This is a genomic window from Vogesella sp. XCS3, assembly GCF_020616155.1.
Taxonomy (GTDB): Bacteria; Pseudomonadota; Gammaproteobacteria; order Burkholderiales; family Chromobacteriaceae; genus Vogesella.
This window is the reverse complement of the sequence record NZ_CP085530.1, coordinates 2,602,501-2,619,035: the sequence shown is the minus strand read 5'-3', so window position 1 is coordinate 2,619,035 and position 16,535 is coordinate 2,602,501. Positions and strand designations below refer to the sequence as shown.

The following is a 16,535-nucleotide window of genomic DNA, read 5'->3' as shown; positions in this document are numbered from 1 at the left end:
TTTACTTAATGGTGCCGCCATGAACCCGCCCACACTGTCCCTGTTGCCTGGCCTGCTATCCAGCCTGTACCCCTACGCCGGCAGCCACCATCAGGGTCTGAGCAACCACCTGCCCATGGTGCTGCACGCCCGCGCCGCGCTGGGGGCCGACGCCGACACGCTGCAGGCCTGCTTGCAGGCCGGTTTGCCACGGCTGGCACCGCTGCACGACGATATGCGCCCCATCGGCCACTGGCAGGAAGGCGTGGGCGACCCCGATGCCGAAGCGGCGCTGCGCCGTTACCTGGCCGCCCAGCCCGATAGTTGGCCGCAGGCCATGCACGCGGTATTGGCGCAGCCGCTGGGCGGCAGTTTTCACGGCGTGATCCGCCTGGCTTACGCGCTGCGTGCCGGGGTACACGATGAAACCGTGGCGGCGCTGGCTTACGGCCTGGCCTGTGCGCGGTCGCAGCCCGTGCTGGCGGGCACCGCGCCGCCGTGTGCCACGCTGGACGCACTGTACCAGCGCCTGGCCGGCTGGCAGCCCTTGGCCAGCCGCTATGGCTTGATCGCGGAGGATATTGTCGACGTGCTGCAGCAGCTGCACGCCAGTGGCCAATTGCCGGCGCACTGGCCGCCGGAGCCGGCCGCGCAGGCACGCTGGCGTGCGGCACGGCTATATCTGGCCACGCGCGATTTTGATGTATTGCACCTGCTTACCGGCTGGCAGGCAGCGTTGAGCGTAGCGCGGGCGCTGGGCCTGGCCGAGGTACCGGTAGCCACCGCGCGGCAGTTGCAGGCGGCCACGCTGGCGCTGTGGCTACGCTGCGGCCAACCTGCCTTGCCACCGCCGTGCGAGCCGGCTGCACTGATGCCCCTGCAGCCCTTGCCCGGCGACCACGACTGCAAGCTGCTATTCAGCGTGCTGCAGTTGGCCGCACTGGACGACGACGCGCGCTGGCTGGGCCTGGCTGCCAGCTTGCAAGGCCAATAGCAAACCGGCCCGGTCAGAAGCTGACTGAGCCGGTAGGGTGTTGCCGTGGTGGCTTAGTGGCGGCTGGCGGTGAGCTGCTCGATGGCCGACACCACCTTTTCGGCTCCTTCGCGTATTTGCTGCATGCTGTCGCCGGCACTTTGCGTTTTGCTAACACTATCGTTGGCCTGCGCCATGTTTTGTACGGCGGTGCCGGTTTGTACCTGGATGTCTTTCACCATCTGGGTAATCTCGGTGGTGGATACCGAGGTGCGTTCTGCCAGCTTGCGTACCTCGTCGGCGACCACGGCAAAGCCGCGGCCCATTTCCCCGGCGCGGGCGGCTTCGATGGCGGCGTTCAGCGCCAGCAGGTTGGTCTGGTCGGCAATATCGTGGATGGTCTGCACAATGGACGTAATGGCCTGCGAGCGTTCGCCCAGGCTCTGGATATTACGGCTGGCCGTGTCGATGCTGCCGGCCATATTGCGGATTTCGGCCACGCTTTGCTGGAGGTACTGCACGCCCTCATTGGCTTGGCCGTGGGCTTCTTTCGAGGTCTGGTAGGCAAACATGGCGCTGTCCAGCTCGCGCTGCTGCTGCAGGATGCGCTCGGTAATGTCGTTGGCAAACTTGATGACCCGGCTGACTTTGCCGTGCGCGTCCACTACCGGGGTGTAGTTGGCATTCAGCCATACCGGCTGGCCCTGCTTGTTCACACGCTGTACCCGCCCGCTGAAAAACTGGCCCTGGCGCAGGGTGTGCCACAGTTGCTCGTACTCGCTGCTGCCGGCAAATGCGCTATCGCAAAAGATACGGTGGTGCTGGCCGCGGATGTCTTCCAGACGGTAACCCATGGTGTGCAGAAAGTTCTGGTTGGCCGTGACGATGGTGCCATCGATATTGAATTCGATGGTGGCCATGGCGCGGTCCAGTGCTTGCAGTACCGCGTGGTCGTGCTGGGCGCGATCGACTTCGTCACTGATGTCGGTGGCGAATTTGACAAAGCCGCTTACCTGGCCGCGCTCATCCAGGATGGGGTTATACGTGGCCTCCAGCCATACCGTGCGGCCTTGCGCGTTCTGGCGGCGTACCTGGCCACTGAAAAAATCGCCGCGTTTGAGTTTGTCCCAGAACTGTTTGTAATCGGGGCTGTTGCTGGTGGCGCTGTCGCAGAACTGGCTGTGCGGTTTGCCCAGTATCTGCTCCAGCCGCTCGTAACCCATGGTGCGCAGAAAGTTGGCGTTGGCGGCGGTCACGTTGCAGTTCAGGTCAAAATGGATCACCGCAGTGGAGCGGTTGATGGCTGCTTCCAGTGCGCGCAGTTGCTTGACCTGGGTTTGGAGATCGGCAATTTCCTGTTTCAGATGCTTGTTGAACATAGTGCAGTAAGCCCTTCCAGCCAGTGTGCGCTGGCATTCGCTAAGGTAAGTGTGGCTGACTTCATTTAAGCCAAGCCTGTGCTGTATTGCAATGTACGCCATCTAAGCAGGCTTTATTGTTTCAATAAAAGTGCCTTGGCCAATCGGCCTGACAAACAGGCATTTCTACGCATTGCTAAAACCCCCTTGCGGCGCTAGCCTAGTGCGTCCTTTTACAGAGCATGCGCCATGGCCCTGACCCAGCTGTTCATCCACCCTTTGAAATCCTGCCGTGGCCAGGCGCTTGGCCGTGCCACGGTTACCGCCCAAGGCCTGGCGGACGACCGTGTCTGGCTGGTGGTACGCCCGGATGGCAGCCAGATTACCGCCCGTACCCACCCGGCACTGGTACAGGTCGAGGCGGAAGGGGCAGGTGAGGGCGCGTGGCAGTTTACGGCACCGGGTCTGACGCCGCTGCTTACCGATACCGGCCGCTTTGCCCAGCCGCACCGTGCCCAGGTATGGAAAAACGAGTTCACCGCGCTATGCGGCGATACGGCGGCCGATGCCTGGTTTAGCCAGCTGCTGGCCGAGCCGGTACAACTGCTGTGGCTGGGGCAGACTACCCGCGTATTCAAGGACGGCGTGACGCCGCTGTCTTTTGCCGACGGCGCGCCGTTTTTGCTGATCAGCCAGGCCTCGCTGGACGACTTGAACCAAAGGTTGGCCGCACCGGTGTCCATGCGCCAGTTCCGCCCCAACCTGGTGGTGGACGACGCCTTTGCCTTCGAGGAAGACGAGTGGCAGCGCATCCGCATTGGCGAGGTAGAGTTCGAGGTAGTCAGCCGCTGCACGCGCTGCATCTTTACGACCATCGACCCGGACACCGCGCAGCCTCACCCGGACAAGCAGCCGCTGGCCACGCTGATAGGCTACCGCCGCCTGGAAGAGGGCGTGTGCTTTGGCGTGAACCTGGTCGCGCGTAATAGTGGCGTGCTGCAGCTGGGTGACCCACTGACCATTCTGGAAAGCAAGCTGGCTTTTGACTAACACCACTCGCCCCATGCGTGCCCCGTGGTGCGGGCTGGTGGCCCTGCTGCTGGCCTGGCCGGCGCACGCTGCTACCGTGATCAAGGTAGCGTTTCCCGAAAACAGCCCACCCTGGGTCAGTGCAGGCGCTCGCCCCGGCATTGCCGTGGAGCTGCTGCGCGAGGCCTTGCAGGCCGAAGGCCTGGCGCTACACCCGGTGTACTACCCGATAGCGCGCCGCATGGCGCTGTTCCGTCGTAACGAAGTAGACGCCATCTATGATGTATCGCCCCAGGCGCAGAAGCAGGCCAACTTGCCAGGCTCCTTGGGCAGGCCCTTGCACACCTTTGATAACCTGGCCATGGCATTGCAAAAGCGCCACCTCAAGCTGGAGCGCACCGCCGACCTGGTCGACCTGAATATTCTGGCGTGGGATGGCGCGCAAAACGACATGCCGGACAGCTTCGACCGCCTGGAGGCGGTATCGCAGGGCCACTACAACGAAACCGGCGACCAGCGCCAGCAAGTAAAAAGCCTGTACGCCGGCCGCGTGGATGTGATTCTGGCCGACCGCCTGGTGCTGGACTGGTACCGCAAGCATTTGCACGGCGAAACCGCGGTGGATACCCGTCAGGCGGTAGACTTCTTTGCCATTCTGCCCCCGCGCGAGGCCACCGTGCTGTGGCGCGACCCGGTACTGCGCCAGCGCATCGACTACCGCCTGCGTGAAATGAAGAACGACGGCCGCTACAACGCCATCTTCCGCCGCTACGACGCCGAACCGCAGCCATGAGCTTGCTGCACACGCTGCTACCGCAATACCAGTTTGCCGAGCGCCACCAGCGCAGCGTGGCCGCTAGCCCTGCCGCGCTGATGCAGGCGCTGGCGCAGCTGCCACAGTGGCAAGACCCGTGGGTAAGCCGCTGTATCGCGCTGCGCGAGTTGCCCGGCAGGTTGGCCGCACGGCTGGGCTACGCCAATGCCCTGCCGCACAAGCCGCCGTTTGGCCTACACGAATTCACCCTGCTGGCGCAGGGCGAGCACGAGCTGGTATGGGGGCTGGCGGGGGAGTTCTGGCGTAGCGACTACGGGCTGCAACCCATTGCCGATGCTGCCGCTTTTGCCACGTTGTCTTGCCCGCGCCTGGTGCTGGGTTTTACGGTAAGCGCGCAGCCGGGTGGCCAGACGCTGCTGTGCACCGAAACACGGGTGGCCTGCCCCACGCCGGCCAGCTACCGGCGTTTTCTGCCGTACTGGTACCTGATACGGCCGGTGAGCGGGCTGATCCGCCAGCGTATATTGCGGGCGGTAGCCCGGATGGCCCTAACGCAGCAGGCTGGCCACCTCGGTAGCAATGGCCAGGCTGGCGCTTAGCCCCGGCGACTCGATACCGTACAGGTTCACCAGCCCGGGCACGCCGTGTACCGCCGGCCCCTGCAACACAAAATCGCCATCGGCCGCACCTTGCGGCACGATCTTGGGCCGCACGCCGCTATAGGTGGGCGCCAGCGCACCGTCGGCCAGCGCCGGCCACCAGCGGCGTATGCTGCGGTAAAAGCGTTCGGCGCGGCCGGCGTCTACGGTGTAGTCCACGCCATCAATCCATTCCACATCCGGGCCAAAGCGTGCCTGGCCGCCCAGGTCCAGCGTCAGGTGCGTGCCCAGGCCGCCCGGCTCGGGCAGCGGGTAGATCAGCTGTGAAAACGGGCTGCGCCCGGCCAGGGCAAAGTACACGCCGCGCGCGTAGTAGGGCGTGGGGATGGTTTCACGTGGAACGCCAGCCAGCTGTTGCGCCAGTGCCGGTGCCCACAAGCCGGCCGCGTTGACCACACGCTGCGCCAGTACCTCATAGCCCTCAGCCAGCTGCAGCACGATACCGTCGGCGCAGGCGCGGCCGCCGTGTATGGGCGACGCCAGCGCCAGCAGGGCGCCGGCGTGTTCGGCATCGGCCAGCAGCGCCTGCATCAGCGCATGGCTATCGATGATGCCGGTGTCGGGCGAGTGCAGGGCGGCGTGGGCTTGCAATGCCGGCTCGCGTTCGCGTAGCGCGGCCTGGCCCAGCCAGCCCAGTGCTACGCCATTTGCCGCGGCGTGCTGCTGCAATGCGGCCAACCTGCCGGTATCGGCGGCGTCTACCGCCACCAGCAGCTTGCCGATGCGCTGGTGCGGTATGGCGCGCTCGGCGCAGTAGCGGTACAGCATGTCGCGCCCGGTGACACACAGCCGGGCCTTGTGGCTGCCGTGTGCATAGTAGATGCCGGCGTGAATCACCTCGCTGTTGCGGCTGCTGGTGTGCTGGCCGATGGCGCTTTCCTGTTCCACGATCATCACGTCCTGCCCAGCCTGGGCCAGTGCGCGCGCGCAAGCCAGGCCGACGACGCCAGCCCCGATGACCACCGTATCGATTTTGTCCATCTGTTTGCTCTCCTTGCCGGCTTTGTACTGCGCGGCTCCGGGTGGGTAAAGCCCGGCTGGTCGTGCTGTGCGGGAAAGCGCACGGCGTACCGGGCTGTGTGCGGGTTTCTACACACTTGCGGCGGCGGGATGAGCACGCATGGCGCCCCAGGTGCTTGTTTTCAATGGTTTTTTGGCTTGCTCTGGCGGCTTGGCACGCGGCCTGCTCTGTCTGTGGCGCTTTTGCACAACACAACAGGGCTGGCAACGCAGCCCGACAAAGGAGAGAGACCGCATGAAAAAGCCTATTGCAGCCTTCAGCCTGGCCCTGGCCCTGAGCCCGTTTGCCCACGGTGCCGAGTTCATCAACGTGCTGACCGGTGGTACCAGCGGGGTGTACTACCCGGTAGGGGTGGCCATGTCGCAGCTGTACGGCAAGGCCATGCCGGATGCCAAGGTGTCGGTACAGGCCACCAAGGCATCGGCAGAAAACCTGAACCTGCTGCAGGCCGGGCGTGGCGAAATCGCTTTCTCGCTGGCGGATGCGGCGGCCGACGCCTGGAAGGGCGATGCCGAGGCGGGCTTTGCCCAGCCGCTGAAGAAGCTGCGCGCGGTGGCGTCCATTTACCCCAATTACATCCAGATCGTGGCCAGTAGCGAGTCGGGGGTAAAAACCCTGGCCGACCTGAAAGGCAAGCGCATTTCGGTAGGCGCGCCCAAGTCGGGTACCGAGCTGAACGCGCGCGCCATCCTGAAGGCGGCCGGCCTGAGCTACAAGGACTTTGCCAAGGTGGAGTTCCTGCCGTTTGGCGAGTCGGTAGAGCTGATGAAAAACCGCCAGCTGGACGCCACGCTGCAATCGTCCGGCCTGGGGGTAGCATCCATCCGTGATCTGGCCAATGCGCTGAAAGTGACCTTTGTGGCGGTTCCGGCCGACGTGGTAGCCCGCATCGGCGACCCGGCCTACCAGCCAGCCAAGATCCCGGCCAAAACCTATGACGACCTGCCGGCCGACCTGCCGACCGTGGCCATCAACAACCTGCTGGTAACGCACGACAAGGTGCCGGACGCCACGGTCTACATGATGACCAAGCAGCTGTTTACCAACCTGCCGGTACTGGCCAATGCGCACTCCGCCATCAAGGCATTCAACCCGGCCAACGCGCTGAAAGGCCTGCCGATGCCGCTGCACCCGGGGGCGGAAAAATACTACCGCGAAGCCGGTTTGCTGAAATAAGCGCCACCAATACGCAGCCAGCCCGGCGCTGTCGCCAAGCGTGGGGTGGCTGTGTTTTACCTTGGTTTCAGGTTTAGCCAGGTTGGCCGCAGGCAGTGCTGGCGGCAGGTACAACGGGGGTTGGCCTGCCGGCACGGCCTGTGCGCCACGCCAGGGCTTTTGCAGGAGAGGTTTCATGAGTGACTCACAACAACAGGGCAGCTTGCCGCGCAGCATTCTGCTGACAGCACTGCTGTTTTCTGTTTTCCAGATCATTACTGCCGCGTTCAGCCCGCTATCCAGCAGTGTGGTGCGTGCTTTGCACGTGGGCTTTTTGCTGTTGCTGGTGTTCCAGCTGTATAACACCCGTGGCCAGCGCGGGGCAGGGGGCGGGCTGGCGGGTTACGCGCTGGCCGGTTTGTCGTTTGCGCTGGCGTTTTATCACTGGGTATTCGAGGCCGACCTGATCCAGCGCGCCGGCGAGATGACCTCGCTGGACATGGGCGTGGGTATTGTTACCCTGCTGCTGGTGTTCGAAGGTGCCCGCCGGGTGATGGGCCTGGCGCTGCCGCTGATCTGCCTGACTTTTCTGGGCTACGCCGCCTTTGGTGAATACCTGCCTGGCGATCTGGCGCACCGCGGTTACGGGCTGGACCAGATCGTCGGCCAGCTGGCATTCGGCACCGAAGGCATCTATGGCACGCCGACCTATGTGTCCTCCGGCTATATCTTTCTGTTCATCCTGTTTGGTGCCTTTCTGGAACAAGCCGGCATGATTCGCCTGTTCAACGACTTTGCATTGGGCACGGTGGGGCATACCCGTGGTGGCCCGGCCAAGGTAGCGGTGATTTCGTCCGGCCTGATGGGCACGATTAACGGGTCTGGTGTGGCCAACGTGGTGACCACCGGCCAGTTCACCATTCCGCTGATGAAGAAGTTCGGCTACAAGGCCGACTTTGCCGGCGCGGTAGAAGCCACCAGCTCCATGGGTGGCCAGATCATGCCGCCGGTGATGGGCGCGGTGGCCTTCATCATGGCCGAAACCATCAACGTACCGTACGTGGATATCTGCAAGGCGGCCTTGCTGCCGGCGGTGCTGTATTTCTTTACTACCTTCTGGATGGTGCATCTGGAGGCCGGCCGCGCCGGGCTGGTGGGCCTGCCCAAGGCGGAATGCCCCGACCCGTGGAAAGCGGTGCGCGAACAGTGGTACCTGCTGCTGCCGCTACTGGGCCTGGTCTACCTGCTGTTTGCCGGTTTCACGCCGCTGTTCTCCGGCATGATGGGTCTGGTACTGACGGTGATCCTGATCTTTGGCTCGGCGCTGGCACTGCGCATTCGCGGTACGGCCTTGCGCGTTATCTTCTGGCTGGGTCTGGGCTTGCTCACGGCGGGCTTTGCCAAGGGCGGCATTATTGTGCCCATCGCCGTAATTGCCGTGTTGGCCGTGGCATTGTGGCTGCGCCAGGATGGCCGCCCGGTATTGCGTACTGCTTACACCGCCCTGGTGGACGGCGCCATGCACGCCCTGCCGGTAGGGGTGGCCTGCGCGCTGGTGGGGGTGATCATCGGCAGTATCACGTTGACCGGTATTGCCACGACCTTTGCCGGTTATGTGGTGGCGCTGGGCAGCCATAGCCTGTTCCTGTCGCTGGTCCTCACCATGATTACCTGCCTGGTGCTGGGTATGGGCATTCCCACCATCCCCAACTACATCATTACCAGTGCCATTGCGGCACCGGCACTGCTGGATCTGGGGGTGCCGCTGATCGTGTCGCACATGTTCGTGTTCTACTTCGGCATCATGGCTGACCTGACCCCGCCGGTAGCGCTGGCCGCCTTTGCCGCCGCACCCATCGCGCGCGAGTCGGGGCTGAAGATCGGTATCCGTGCGGTGCAGATCGCCATTGCCGGCTTTATCGTGCCGTATATGGCGGTGTATGCGCCGGCCTTGATGCTGCAGTTCAGCGGCGAGGCTGACTGGTTGGCCGCAGGCTACGCCTTTGGCAAGGCGCTGCTGGCGGTATCGCTATGGGGTGTGGTGGCCATCGGTTTCTGGCTGCGCCACCTGCTGCTGGGCGAGCGGGTGCTGGCCTTTTTGGCCGCGTGCTTGCTGGTGGCGGCCTTGCCGCTGACCGACGAGCTGGGCTTTGCCGCCAGCGCCGTGTTCGTGGCCTGGCACCTGTACCGCCACCGTCGTCAGCCCGTGTTGCAGCAAGCCTGATGGCACTGTGCCTGACGACCGCCGTCACCAGCATCAAGCTGCTGGTGACGGCTTTTACCCTGGTGTGGACGCACTCTATCGAAAAGATAGACTGGCAAGAGCAATGGCAGGTAGCGCCGGATGGCCTGCTGCTTGCCGCCGCGACAGTACGAGGTAGCGGTGCCGGCATGGAGGTGCCCGACGGGGCCGTGTGGCAAAACGGTGCCTGGACCTACACCCTGCCACTGCGGGTACCGGCGCTGCGCCTGACGCGCAGCGCCTACGTGCCGGACTACCGCTTGTGCCTGCCCGGCCAGCCTTGCCAGCCCTTGTGGCACTGGCTGCCCGCCGACGATACTGTCACCACCGTAGCACCTTGCAAGGATTAAGCCGTGACCACCCAGCCAGCCCCCCCGCCGCAGCGGGCGCCCGCGCGTCTGCTGTTTGGCCTGCTGCTTATCGCCCTGATCGCGGCACTGAGTGGCTGGGCCAGCTGGCGTACGGCGCAAGGCGAGCTGCGCGAGGTGCTGTCGCACCGGCTGGCGCTGTACGCCACGGCGCTGGACGCCGAGCTGGACCGCTTTGAAGCCTTGCCCTATGTGGTATCGCGCGACCCGAATGTAAGCCAGCTACTGGGCGATGCGGCCAACCCTGCGCTGCAAGCGCGCATCAACCGTTACCTGGCCGATGTGAATGGCGAAGCCGGTACCGCCCAGCTGTTTGTCCTGGACCGCCAGGGCACGACGCTGGCCAGCAGCAACTGGCAAAGCGGCGACAGCCTGATAGGCAATAACTACGCTTTTCGCCCTTATTTTCGTGCTGCGCTGCGCGGGGAAACCGGCCGCTTCTTTGGTGTGGGTGCCACCACGCGCCAGCCCGGCATGTTCATTGCCCGCCCGGTGTGGCTGCAAGGCGAGGTACAAGGCGTGGTGGTAACCAAGATCGACCTGTCCCCGCTGGAGTCGGCCTGGGCGCGCAGTGGCGAGCGTGTGCTGGTAGCCGACTTGCAAGGCGTGGTGACCCTGGCCGCCAGTAGCGCCTGGAAGTTTGCCACCCTGGCCCCTTTGCCACAGGATGTGCGTACCCGGCTGGCCAATACCCGCCAGTACTACACCTCACCCCTGCAAACCCTGCCATTCATCTGGCACGGCAACGATAGCCTCAGCCTGGGGCGACAAGATTATCTGATCGTTAGCCGCCAGGTTGGCCGCCTGGGCTGGCGCATGATGTTGCTCGGCGATACCCGGCCCGCGCGCGAGCAGGCCTGGCTGGCCGGAGCCGTCAGCGGCCTGGCCTTGCTGGTGCTGACGCTGGCAGCCTTGTATGCACGTTTGCGCTTGCGCCGCGTGCGCGAGCGGCTGGCCGCCCAGCTCACGCTGGAGCGCACCGTGGCCGAGCGTACCGCCGAGCTGGCTGCGGCCAACCTGCGCCTGCAGGACGAAGTCTCGGAAAGACTACAAGCCGAGCAGGCACTACGCGACACCCAGGCCGAGCTTATCCGTACCGGCAAGCTGGCTGCACTGGGCCGCATGGCCACCGGTATTGCCCACGAGCTGAACCAGCCGCTGGCGGCACTGCGCAGTTTTGCCGACAACACGCGGCTGTTTCTGGCGCGTAGCCGTCTGGATGAGGCAGATGGCAACCTGGGGCGCATCCTGCGTGAAACAGACAAGCTGGCCGCCATGACGGCAGAACTCAAGCTGTTTGCCACCCGCCGCCCGGTACATGGCGACTCCCCCCTGGCCGAGCTGCAGCAGGTGATGGAGCAGGCCTTGGCCAATAGCGGTGTACATTGCCACTGGCAGTACCCGCCCGCAGCCAGCCTGCCGCTCGACCCGCTGGCCGCAGAACAGCTGCTGGGCAATTTGCTGCGTAATGCTGCCGATGCCATGGCCCAGCAGCCGCAGCGCGACATTTACATCACCCTGCAATCCGCGCCTGGGCAGGCCATTTTGCACGTGCGCGACAATGGCCCCGGCCTGCCCGCGGATAACCCGCAACGGGTACTGGAGCCGTTTTACTCTACTAAAGCCTATGGCCACGGCCTGGGTCTGGGGCTGGCGATTGTGGCCGGTATCGTGCGCGATGCTGGTGGCAATATAGAGGCGGCAAACCTGCCGCAAGGCGGTGCCTGCTTTACCTTGCACCTGCCGCAAACGGATACTGATACCCCATGACACCCTATATCTTGCTGGTAGAAGACGATGCCTCCGTGCGCGAAGCCTGTGCCCAGACGCTGGAGCTGGCCGACTTTAGCGTGCAGGCCTGCGGCAGTGCCGAAGCCGCGCTCGCACAATTTGCGGCCAACCCTGCTTGTATCGTGCTGAGCGATGTACGCCTGCCGGGTATGAGCGGTTTGCAGCTGTTTGCCAGCTTGCGCCAGCAAGATGCCGAGCTGCCGGTGCTACTGGTAACCGGCCATGGCGACGTCGGCATGGCGGTACAAGCCATGCGTGATGGTGCCTGGGATTTTCTGGAAAAACCCTGGCCGCGCGACCGCCTGATCGACGCCGTGAGCCGGGCTATGGCACAGCGGCGTTTACAGCTGGAAAACCGCCGCTTGCGTGCCAGCCTGTCCGGCAACGGCATAGACAGCCTGCTACTGGGCGACGCCCCGGCCATGCTGCAGTTCAAGGCCCGGCTGGCCACGGTAGCCGGTACCGACGCCGACGTACTGGTACTGGGGGAGACCGGCAGCGGCAAAGAGCTGGTGGCCCGCGCCCTGCACCAGGCCGGGCCGGGTGCCCGTGGCGAGTTTGTGGCCATCAACTGTGCCGCCTTGCCGGAAACGGTGTTTGAAAGCGAGATGTTCGGCGCCGAACCCGGTGCCTATACCGGCGCCAGCAAACGCCGCATCGGCAAGATTGAGTACGCGCACGGCGGCACGCTGTTTCTGGATGAAATAGAAGGCATGCCCCTGCCGCTGCAGGCCAAGCTGCTGCGTGTGCTGGAAACCCGCAGTGTGGAGCGCCTGGGCAGCAACCGTGCCCACCCGGTGCAGTGCCGGGTGGTGGCCGCCACCAAGCTGGACCTGAAAGCGGAAAGTGCGGCCGGGCGTTTTCGTGCCGACCTGTACTACCGGCTGAACGTGGTTACCCTGCGCCTGCCGCCGCTGCGCGAGCGTGCCGAGGATATCCCGCAGCTATTCCACCATTTTGCCCAGCGGGCCGCCGCCCGTTTTGCCCGCCCGGCACCCGCGCTGTCTGCGGCCAACCTGGCCGCCCTGATGGCGGCCCCCTGGCCGGGCAATGTGCGCGAGCTGGCGCACGCGGCCGAGCGCTGGGTGCTGGGGCTGGACGATGACGCCCCGTGTAGCAACGCCAGCCTGCCACGGCAGGTAGAGCAGTTCGAGGCACGTGCCATTGTTGCGGCTTTACAAAGCCTGGCGGGGGATGTGTCCGCTACCGCCCAAGCGCTGGGCATTGCCCGCAAAACCTTGTACGACAAGCTGGTGCGCTACGGCATCCAGCCTGCGGATTATCGCCGGCCGTAAACAAGAGGCTGGCGGACGCACAGATTTCATCATTGCCCCGCAAAAATGCGCATACTATCTAAAGTGTAAATCTATAAGAATCTGCATAAGGGGAAGTAATGAAAATTGCGCATAAACTCGGCCTGCTGGTATCGATCACTGTCTTGGGCATGCTGGTGTTGGGTAGCGGTGCGATCTGGCAGCTCAAGCGCTTCCAGGGGCTACTGGACGACTCGGAAACCACCATTGCCAGCATTCAGTTATTGGCCGATGCCCGTGCCAATTTTCTGGATTACAACGGCTTGGTCTTGCTGCACGTCATCAATACCGATGCTAGCCGTCTGCAGGCGATTGAAGCCGAAATGAAAGAGCAGCGTAACCTGACCGAGGCATCGCTCAAATCTTATGAAGAGTTGGTAGCAGACCCGGAAGACAAACGCTTGCTGGATGACGAGCGCCAGAAGTTGCAGCGGGTATGGAGCTTCTATGGAAACATTCTGGATCTGTCGCGCCAGCAGCGTACCGAAGAAGCCCGTGTACTGTACGAACGTAATCTGCCAGCAATCAATGAAGCGGTGGCTGCGCTGGATAAGCACGCCAAGTACAACAATACCTATGTAGAGCAAAACCGAGTGAGTTCGGCTGCCATCCAGGGCCAATCGCTGGGAATCACCATCGCGCTGACCGCGCTGGGCGCGCTGCTGGTGGGCATTATCGGTTTTACGCTGTACCGCCAGGTGAACCGTGGCCTGGGTGGCGCACGCCAGCTGATGCAGGACATTGCCGGTAACCTGGACTTTACCCGCCGTGCCCAGGTCCAGGGCAAAGATGAAATCGCGGAAATGCTCACGGCTTTCAACCAGCTGATCGACAGCCTGCGTGGCAGCCTGAGCCGGATCATGGATGGTGCCCGCCAGATTAACGAAGCATCCGAAGCCGTAGCAGGGGCGGCGCACAAGGTAGCGCACGGCTCGGACGTACAGTCTGAATCGGCGGCAGCGATGGCGGCGGCACTGGAAGAAATCACGGTCAGTATCAACCATGTTGGCGACCGGGCGCAGGAAGCCGACCAGCTGGTACGTAGCGCGGGTGCCAGCGCTGGCGGTGGCCGCAAGGTGATCGACAGCACCGTCGGCAGCATTCATGCCATTTCGTCCGCCGTGGGTGAGGCGTCGGGCAATATGGCGCAGCTGGACGAGCGAAGCCGCGAAATCGCCAGTGTGGTATCGGTGATTCGCGATGTGGCGGACCAGACCAACCTGCTGGCGCTGAACGCGGCCATCGAGGCGGCTCGCGCCGGCGAAATGGGCCGTGGTTTTGCCGTGGTGGCCGACGAGGTGCGCAAGCTGGCCGAGCGTACCGCGCTGTCTACCCAGGAAATCGAAGCCAGCGTCAGTGCCATCCAGAGTGTGTCCGGCAGCGCGGTTTCCCGCATGCAGGCGGCGGTCGAGCGGGTGGATGGCGGCGTGGCCGAAGCCGGGCGTGCCAGCGAAGTGATGGGCGATATCGTGAGCAGTGCCACTCAAAGCTGTGAGCTGGTAGGGGAAATTACCCTGGCCATCCGCGAACAGGGCGCTGCCACGAATGGCATTGCCCATCAGGTAGAGGCGGTAGCCAGCATGGCTACCGACAACGCGGTCGCTGCCGGCGAGGCATCCAGCCAGGCGCAGCGCCTGCGCGAGCTGGCGTCCAGCATGCAGCAAACCGTTTCCGCTTATAAGCTGTAAGGCTATTCATCCCGTGTGCGGCCAACCCTGGGGTTGGCCGCAGTCGTTTTGACGCCAGCATGCCGCTGCGTCACACTCGCCCGCTCGCTCTACGCATGACAGGCGTCACCATGTTGCCCTATATCGCCCTCACCGCAGCCATGCTGCTGTGGTCCAGCTCATTTATCGCCCTCAAGACGGTGTTTGCCGTCTTCGACCCGCTATTCGTGCTGTTCTGCCGCATGATCATCGCCAGTGTCTGCATGCTGCCGTTTCTGCTGCGTCGCGGCCAACGCTGGCGCTACCAGGCCGGCGACTGGCGCTGGCTACTGCTGATGGGGCTGTGCGAGCCCTGCCTGTACTTCTTGTTCGAGGCGCAAGCGCTGCTGCATACCAGCGCATCGCAAGCCGGCATGATTACGGCCACCTTGCCGCTACTGGTGGCGGTCGGCGCGCATTTTCTGCTGAAAGACCGGCAGCCGCGTACGGTCTGGCTGGGCTTGGCGCTATCGCTGGGCGGGGTGCTGGTACTGACCGGCGGTAGCGAAGCGCAGGCGAGCGCCCCCAACCCGGTACTGGGTAATTTGCTGGAGTTCCTCGCCATGCTCTGCGCAACCGGCTACGTGTTGATTGCCAAGAAGCTCTCTACCCGTTATTCCGCGCTGGTCATCACCGCCACGCAAACCCTGATGGGCAGTGTATGGTTTGGCGCGGCGCTGCTCACGCCATGGGGTAGTTGGCCGCAACACTACCCGCTGGACGCCATGCTATGGGTGCTATACCTGGGCGCCTGTATCACGCTGGGCGCTTACGGCATGTATACCTGGGCGGTGGGCAAAGTGCCCGTTGCGCTGGCCGGTGCGTTTATCAACCTCATCCCGCTGTTTACGCTGGTACTGGCCTGGCTGTATCTGGACGAAACACTTAATACTACCCAGGCGTTTGCCTGCGCCATGGTGTTAGGCGGCGTATTGCTTAGCCAGATGCGCCCACGCACGGCAAAAGACTGATATCAGACAATTGAGTTTTCCCGGCTAACGCCGATACTGTTAAAAGCTCACATAAATTTGCAAGGTGTCCATATGGAATACAAGGGGATGGTTAAAGCGCTGCTTGGCGCGCTACTTACACTCGGCACCACAGCGGCCATGGCAAACGACGCGCATGCCCCCGCCGCCCCGCCAAAAGCAGCGGCCAGCCACGCCGCCCCTGCCGAGGCCGCCAAGCCTGCAGAGGCGGCTGGCCATGGCGCACCGGCAGAGGCCAAAGCACCCGAAGCCTTGGCACCATCCATCCATCCGCTGCGCCGCCCGGCTATCCATACAGCCTCGGCGGTGCATAAGCCAGCTACGACCACCGGCCACGCCCGTCCGGCTAGCAGCCACAAGCCTGCGGCCAGCCATGGCAAAGTCAGTGCGCACGGTGCTGCTGCAGGGCATGGTGATGCCCAGGACGATGGCCACGGCCATGACAGCGAAGCCGGCAAAGTCCAAAACCTGGTAAAAGCCATGCTGGCGGCCAACACCAATTACATGAAGCGCAATAACAGCAGCTATTTCGACAAATTCGCCAGCAAGCAAACGCCGCGCGCCACCGTGGTGACCTGTGCCGATTCCCGAGTGCAAAGCAATGCGTTCCACCCTGATGCGGTTAACGACCTGTTCATGGTGCGCAATATCGGTAACCAGCTGGCTACCTCGGAAGGCTCGATCGAATATGGCGTACGCCACCTCAACACCCCGCTGCTGATGTTCATTGGCCACGCGGTTTGCGGTGCCGTGGCGGCGGCCAGCGGTGACTTCAGCAAACTGGAGCGCCCCATCCAGAAAGAGTTGCTCACCATCAATATCCCCAAAGGCATCAACGTCAACGAAGGCGTACTGATGAACGTGAACAACCAGGTGGAATCCGCCATGCTGAAATTCGGTGGCGAAGTGGAATCCGGCAAGCTCGCCGTTATCGGTGCCTTTTACGACTTCCGCAATGATTACAAGCAAGGCAAGGGCAAACTCATCATCACCAATATCAACGGTGAGACCGACCCGGCCAAGCTGGCAGCGCTAACCAAGGCCGGCAACTTCTTCAATGCCGCTACCGGCATGAGCGCAGCACCGGCAGGCGGCCACTAATCGGGGTAGTTTTATCATTTGACCAGATAAGCGGCGGTGTACAGCCGGCACCCAGGCTACTGTGCTACCGCTTATC

Annotated in this window: 14 protein-coding genes; 12 read left to right on the top strand and 2 right to left on the bottom strand. The window is 63.4% G+C overall.

Annotation, left to right across the window (positions count from 1 at the left end):
• Positions 1-19: 19 nt before the first annotated feature.
• Positions 20-973, top strand: coding sequence for a questin oxidase family protein (locus LCH97_RS12500; RefSeq protein ID WP_227301971.1), 954 nt, complete (start codon positions 20-22; stop codon positions 971-973).
• Between the two features lie 53 nt (positions 974-1,026).
• Here LCH97_RS12500 and LCH97_RS18805 read toward each other — a convergent pair whose 3' ends face one another.
• Complete coding sequence (locus LCH97_RS18805) at positions 1,027-2,331, bottom strand: PAS domain-containing methyl-accepting chemotaxis protein (protein ID WP_304956714.1); 1,305 nt, start codon at positions 2,329-2,331, stop codon at positions 1,027-1,029.
• 228 nt (positions 2,332-2,559) lie between these two features.
• Between LCH97_RS18805 and LCH97_RS12485 the strand changes: the two genes are divergently transcribed.
• The 3 genes from LCH97_RS12485 to LCH97_RS12475 are packed head-to-tail and all read left to right on the top strand — an operon-like array spanning position 2,560 to position 4,713.
• Positions 2,560-3,360 carry an MOSC domain-containing protein gene (locus LCH97_RS12485; RefSeq protein WP_227301970.1) on the top strand — a complete coding sequence of 267 codons (801 nt, stop codon included), beginning with the start codon at positions 2,560-2,562 and terminating at the stop codon, positions 3,358-3,360.
• The gene (locus LCH97_RS12480; RefSeq protein ID WP_227301969.1) at positions 3,353-4,132 is read left to right on the top strand and encodes an ABC transporter substrate-binding protein; all 780 of its coding nucleotides are present in this window, start codon (positions 3,353-3,355) and stop codon (positions 4,130-4,132) included. The genes LCH97_RS12485 and LCH97_RS12480 overlap by 8 nt, the downstream gene beginning before the upstream one ends.
• Entirely contained in the window at positions 4,129-4,713 is a 585-nt protein-coding gene (locus LCH97_RS12475; protein ID WP_227301968.1) for a hypothetical protein, read from the top strand. Before LCH97_RS12480 ends, LCH97_RS12475 begins: the two co-directional genes overlap by 4 nt.
• Here LCH97_RS12475 and LCH97_RS12470 read toward each other — a convergent pair.
• Positions 4,663-5,754, bottom strand: a complete 1,092-nt coding sequence (locus tag LCH97_RS12470; RefSeq protein ID WP_227301967.1) for an NAD(P)/FAD-dependent oxidoreductase — start codon at positions 5,752-5,754, stop codon at positions 4,663-4,665. The genes LCH97_RS12475 and LCH97_RS12470 overlap by 51 nt on opposite strands.
• Positions 5,755-6,028: 274 nt before the next feature.
• Between LCH97_RS12470 and LCH97_RS12465 the strand changes: the two genes are divergently transcribed.
• From LCH97_RS12465 to LCH97_RS12430, 8 genes are all read left to right on the top strand, one after another.
• Entirely contained in the window at positions 6,029-6,970 is a 942-nt protein-coding gene (locus LCH97_RS12465; protein ID WP_227301966.1) for a TAXI family TRAP transporter solute-binding subunit, read from the top strand.
• Positions 6,971-7,145: 175 nt separating this feature from the next.
• Positions 7,146-9,173 carry a TRAP transporter permease gene (locus LCH97_RS12460; RefSeq protein WP_227301965.1) on the top strand — a complete coding sequence of 676 codons (2,028 nt, stop codon included), beginning with the start codon at positions 7,146-7,148 and terminating at the stop codon, positions 9,171-9,173.
• Positions 9,173-9,541, top strand: a complete 369-nt coding sequence (locus LCH97_RS12455) for a DUF1850 domain-containing protein (RefSeq protein WP_227301964.1) — start codon at positions 9,173-9,175, stop codon at positions 9,539-9,541. The genes LCH97_RS12460 and LCH97_RS12455 overlap by 1 nt, the downstream gene beginning before the upstream one ends.
• A 3-nt stretch (positions 9,542-9,544) precedes the next feature.
• Positions 9,545-11,329, top strand: coding sequence for an ATP-binding protein (locus LCH97_RS12450; protein ID WP_227301963.1), 1,785 nt, complete (start codon positions 9,545-9,547; stop codon positions 11,327-11,329).
• Positions 11,326-12,645: a sigma-54 dependent transcriptional regulator gene (locus LCH97_RS12445; protein ID WP_227301962.1), complete on the top strand. Its 1,320-nt coding sequence runs from the start codon at positions 11,326-11,328 to the stop codon at positions 12,643-12,645. Before LCH97_RS12450 ends, LCH97_RS12445 begins: the two co-directional genes overlap by 4 nt.
• Before the next feature lie 98 nt (positions 12,646-12,743).
• Positions 12,744-14,351: a methyl-accepting chemotaxis protein gene (locus LCH97_RS12440; RefSeq protein WP_227301961.1), complete on the top strand. Its 1,608-nt coding sequence runs from the start codon at positions 12,744-12,746 to the stop codon at positions 14,349-14,351.
• Between the two features lie 110 nt (positions 14,352-14,461).
• Positions 14,462-15,340, top strand: coding sequence for a DMT family transporter (locus LCH97_RS12435; RefSeq protein WP_227301960.1), 879 nt, complete (start codon positions 14,462-14,464; stop codon positions 15,338-15,340).
• A 138-nt stretch (positions 15,341-15,478) separates the two neighbouring features.
• Positions 15,479-16,459 (top strand): carbonic anhydrase, encoded by a 981-nt coding sequence (locus LCH97_RS12430; RefSeq protein ID WP_227301959.1) that lies wholly within the window; start codon positions 15,479-15,481, stop codon positions 16,457-16,459.
• Positions 16,460-16,535 lie beyond the last annotated feature (76 nt).